At 65.0% G+C, this 3,246-nt stretch carries 3 protein-coding genes; all 3 read right to left on the bottom strand.

Features of this window, described 5'->3' with window-relative positions:
* Positions 1–1,276 (bottom strand): cytochrome P450 (locus WAW17_RS25735; protein ID WP_422335708.1); only part of this gene is annotated, 1,276 nt, incomplete at its 3' end.
* 42 nt (positions 1,277–1,318) lie between these two features.
* The gene (locus tag WAW17_RS25730; RefSeq protein ID WP_422335707.1) at positions 1,319–1,726 is read right to left on the bottom strand and encodes a sterol carrier protein; all 408 of its coding nucleotides are present in this window, start codon (positions 1,724–1,726) and stop codon (positions 1,319–1,321) included.
* 247 nt (positions 1,727–1,973) lie between these two features.
* Positions 1,974–3,245 (bottom strand): sensor histidine kinase, encoded by a 1,272-nt coding sequence (locus WAW17_RS25725; RefSeq protein WP_422335706.1) that lies wholly within the window; start codon positions 3,243–3,245, stop codon positions 1,974–1,976.
* Position 3,246 lies beyond the last annotated feature (1 nt).

Genomic DNA, 3,246 nt, shown 5'->3' with positions numbered 1-3,246 from the left:
GCTGCTCGGGTGTCCACGTCGCCGGCAGACGTTTGATGCCGTTGATGAAGTTGGCGACCAGGAAATCGGGTTCGGGTGCGGAGATGTCGGGAATTCGGGTGTAGATCTCGGTCAGCAGAGTCTTGAGCATCGTCCGCGCGAGGGCCGCACCGAGGCAGAAGTGGGGTCCACCGCCACCGAAGGTGATGTGCGGATTCGGGTTCCGGAGAATGTCGAAGTCCATCGGATTCTCGAAGATCTCCTCGTCCCGGTTACCCGAGCAGTACCAGAGGACGACCTTGTCGCCGGCCTTGATCTCGGACCCGCGGATGGTGATGTCACGGGTCGCGGTGCGCCGCATGTGCAACAGCGGGTAGACCCAGCGCAGAACCTCTTCGACGGCCCCTTCCACCCGGCCGGGCACATCCTCGAGAAGCAGCGCGCGCTGCTCGGGGTACTTGGAGAATGCGTGGATCGCCTGTGCGGACGCGTGCCGGGTGGTGTCGTTCGCGGCGACCGCGAGCAGCACGAAGAATGCCGAGATCTCCTCGTCCGTCATCCGCTCGCCGTCGATCTCGGCCTGCACCAGCCAGGTCATCAGGTCGTCACCGGGGTTCTCCCGGCGTTCGGGGATCAGGATCGCGGCCGTTTCGTACAGGTCCATCACCGCGCCGGCGAAGAGTTCCAGTCCCGACTCGTCGCCGCAGACTTCGGGGTCGGGCCACGAGAGCAACCGCTGCGCGGCGTCGACCGTCTTCTTGTGGATCTCGCCGGGCGGCAGGCCGAAAAAGCTGCCGAAGATGCGTCCGGGCAGTTCGATCGACACCAGTTCGACGAAGTCGCCCTGCCCCAGTGGCGCCATCTCGTCGACCAGATCGCGGGCATGTCCCCGGACCCAGCCCTCGAGCCGTCGCATGTTCTGCGGTTTGAAGGCATTCATGGTGATGTTGCGCAGCTGGGTGTGCCGCGGTGCATCCATCGCGATGAACGACTGTGCGAGCTCGGTCATCTCGGGAGTGAAGTCCTCCATCGTGATGCCGCTCGACGAGGAGAACACCTCGGGATTGCGGCTGGCCTCCCGGATGTCCTCGTACTTGGTCAGTGACCAGAAGCCGTGGGTGTTGTCTTCCTCGGGAAGGAGATCGGACTCGGCCGGACGGCTCCACGGAACCGGGTTCTCGCGTCGCAGCACGGCGAATGCCGCGTCTCGTTCTTCCGCCGACTGCGCCCAGAATGCCCGGGCACTGAGGTCGATGTCCTTGTGTGTGGTTACTACGGGTGATTCGGTGGTGCTCATTGCTTACCTTTCGCGATCGACGTGCCGATGCCTGTGGCGCCCTCAGGCATTCAGGAGGTCCTTGCGGTCGGCGTCGGTGAGCATTTCCACGTAGCGCGGGAAGAGCTGCTTTGCGACAGGAATGACTTTGAGAATCTTCGGAACCGGGCCTTTCGCGCGCACGGTCCCCTTGGCCATCGCGACTGGCAGGTTGACCTTGCCGAGCCAGAACTGGTTGCCCAGGTCAGCGGACATGAACAGCTCGACCGTCGGGGTGAGGGAGGTGTCGCCGGACAGAACCTTCTTGCTCGGCATGTCAACGGTGACGCTGGAGACGGGGTCGGTGTAGTGAATCCGCAAGATGACGCCGGAGGCCGCGAGCGCATCGGACAGCGCGTCGTCTTCCATGGCCTTCTCGAAAACCGCACCCAGATACTGGTGTACCTCGGCCTCGTCCTTGAAGACGCCCATGATGCTTCCTTTCGTCCGCAGCCGGACCATCGGCCATCCGCCGAGATATCCGACCGCCGGAGAGATGTGGTGTATGTCACGCGATGTGAGTAAGGCCAATACTTGCCTGACGCGACGCCGATCGATACGGACCCGCGTGCCAATTCGTGGCCCCCGCGGGCCCATGCGACTGCTGTTTCGGATCACACGCAGGAAATGTTGTGCCGTACCAATTTTCGTGTTCGGTAAACGGGTTCTGCGGCGTACGTCAGTCGACCGGCATCTGGAAGGTGGCCACCAGACCCCCGCCACCCCGCGCATCGAAGTGGAGTCGTCCGCCCATCGCCTCGACGATCTGCTGCACGATCCACAATCCGAGCCCCGCCGTGCCGCGTTGTCCACCGACGCTGACGAACTTGGCAGTCACTTCTCCGAGACTGCCCTCCGGGATGCCCGGACCTCGGTCCAGCACCGAGATGGTCAGCTCACGATCAGCCCGCGTGCACACCACCTGGACGGGCGCACCCCGCCCGTGCCGCGACGCGTTTTCCAGCAAGTTCGTGAGTACACGGCGCAGGCCCTGAGCATCGACCCGCACCGCCGTGACGTCGCCGGTGACGGTGACCCGCAACCGCGGCTCGTGCAGATCCACCGCGTCCGCCGCGGCGTTGATCAACTCGGCAACATCGACGCGGCGGATCCGGCCGGAGGTGAACGTGGGACTACGACTCAAGGCGACGTCTCCGAGCGCGTCGAGCATTTCGCCGAGATGGGTCGCGTGCGCGCCCGCGAGCAATAGGCTGGCTTCCCGGTCGCCGGCGGATATCGGTGTCTTGTCGTCGGTGAGTGCCTGGGAAAGCGCCTCGAGGGACGCGACCGGGGTCCGAAATTCGTGCAGCAGCACCCGCAGGCCGTCCTGCTGCGATTCGTACGATTGAAGCAATCGCGCGCGTAGGTCCCGTTCTTCCTCGGCCGCTGCGTGTTCAGCTTCCGCTTCGACGAGCGCGACAAGCCGTGAACGTTGTTCTCGCTCGGCGAGCATGGACAAGCCGCCGACGAGGACTGCGGCGACTAGCAGGTAGAGCGCCCACCATGCCCCCAGCAGTGTCGGGTCCGGCGCGACGGCGATGTCGGTTGCAGTACTCATCACGACGGCGAAGTATCCGCCGGCGAGCAGCATGCTCAGCAGGACTGCCTCGACGGCCTTCAGTCGTGTCGCCGAGGCGATGACGACGAGCATCAGGACCGATACCGCCGGGCTGTGCACACCGCCTGTGAGGGCAATGATCGCGAGAGTGAGGATCGAATCGATCGCCGCCACACCCGCCGCGTAGCGCGCGCGCCGAAGCTCCAGGCTCGGTTTCGCGAGCATCAGCGCTGCGTACGCCGCGGCGGCCAGCAGAATGAGGGCGGTGGCCATGGCGCGCTCACGCACCCACTCGGGCCCCACGGCCAGCAGGACACCGAGCGACACGACGGTCGCGGCACGTACCGCTACCACGACCCGAGCCAGGCCGTAATCGCTCAGTCCGGGCATCAGC

The organism is Rhodococcus sp. (in: high G+C Gram-positive bacteria), from assembly GCF_049286785.1.
Classification (GTDB): Bacteria; Actinomycetota; Actinomycetes; order Mycobacteriales; family Mycobacteriaceae; genus Rhodococcus_F.
This window is presented reverse-complemented; position numbering and strand designations above follow the sequence as displayed.